We start from the raw sequence: 1,416 nt of genomic DNA, 5'->3' as shown, positions 1-1,416 counted from the left end.
GAATCGCCCCAAATTTTGTAGACGAACTCAGAACGTCTGTTCTGATACGCAAATCAGCCGCATTGCGCAAAGCTTCGGGACGGCCGCTTTGGCCGAAGAGCAGACCGTCAGCCGTTTCGCCGGGCTGTCTGCCCTACACTCAAAAGCTGACGCTCGCTTGTCATCGCGGCGACTGGCTGCAACGGGTCGTTTGCAGTCATTCAGTGAAATTGGTAGCGGCCATTCGTCGGCGCCAGGCGTGGTCGCTACCGGTCTTGCGCTCGCGCTGTGCACTTCTGCCGCGCAAGCGCACCTGGTCGAAACAGCACTGGGGCCGTTGTACGACGTCATCGTGCATTTCGCGCTAACGCCCGAAGATCTGATCCCGGCGCTCGCCCTTGCGCTGCTCACCGGCCTGCGCGGCAGAGCGCTTGCGCGCCGCCGCATCTTCGTCCTGCCCGGCCCGTGGCTGTTGGGTGGAGTCGTCGGGGTGTTCATCGGCACGCCAGCGTTCGCCGTGCCGGCCTGGTTGCCACTGCTCATGCTGGGCGGTCTGGTCGCGGCCGACGCACGCTTGCCGGATGGAACAACAAGCGCAATCGCGGCGCTGCTCGGCCATGGCGCAGGCCGGCCCGGGACTCGGCGGGGTCATCGGCAGCGCCTGCGCGGTTGCCGTCGTCACGACGCTGGCCTCCGCGTGTGTGGCTGCGTGGCAAGCAAGGTGGATGCGAATCGCCTGGCGCACTGCCGGCGGCTGGATCGCGGCGAGCGGGTTGCTGCTGCTTGGCTGGTCACTGAAACAGTAAGCTGACTAACGGTCATGGCGATTCCAGACACCCAGGATGATGAAAGCCATGACCGTTCCCTCACCCCCAGCCCCTCTCCCACAAGCGGGCGAGGGGAGGTTCGTGAGTCGCTGACGCGACTTTCACATTAAATGCACTTTCGTGAATGCTTATTCGCCGACGCGATCGAGGATGGCGCGCACGACGGCGTTACCGAGAAAATAGCCGTTGGCCTGCATCGCGCGCAGCACTACATCGGCACGCGGAATCAGACCACGCGTTTTGGCCAAGCCGACCAGGGCGGCAGTGCCGATGATGGCGAGTCCACGCGCCTGCGCTTCGAGCCGCCCGAGTCGGTCATCGACGATCAAGAGCACGCGCATCTCTGCCGTCGCGTTCACCGCTTCGGCCAGAGCGATGGCGCTGGCTTCACCGGGATCAATCCCGGCAAAACGCGGCTGCCAGTGCGCCATATCCACCGCCACACTGCGCAACTCCCCGGCCGACAGCGCGGCAAGAATCAAGTCTTGCTCGGGGAAAGCCCCGGTGTCGCAGACTTCCTTGCGCACCGCGTCGGTGATCCACACTTGCAGCCCTGACGCATGAGGGCTCCAACCCCGTATTTTCAAGGCCTGGCGGTGGGTAGCAAGAA

At 64.2% G+C, this 1,416-nt stretch carries 2 protein-coding genes; one reads left to right on the top strand and one right to left on the bottom strand.

Annotated features, from left to right (window positions below; translation table 11 throughout):
- Positions 1–238 precede the first annotated feature (238 nt).
- Positions 239–790 (top strand): hypothetical protein, encoded by a 552-nt coding sequence (locus ACCAA_RS04275; RefSeq protein WP_186406010.1) that lies wholly within the window; start codon positions 239–241, stop codon positions 788–790.
- Positions 791–934: 144 nt separating this feature from the next.
- On the opposite strand, the gene ACCAA_RS04270 is transcribed toward ACCAA_RS04275, so the two are convergent.
- Positions 935–1,416, bottom strand: a 482-nt coding sequence (locus ACCAA_RS04270; RefSeq protein WP_222104795.1) for a PIN domain-containing protein, incomplete at its 5' end; no start/stop codon positions are given.

It is taken from the genome of Candidatus Accumulibacter aalborgensis, assembly GCF_900089955.1.
Lineage (GTDB): Bacteria > Pseudomonadota > Gammaproteobacteria > Burkholderiales > Rhodocyclaceae > Accumulibacter > Accumulibacter aalborgensis.
The sequence above is the reverse complement of the archived record's forward strand: the minus strand, read 5'-3'. Positions and strand labels throughout refer to the sequence as shown.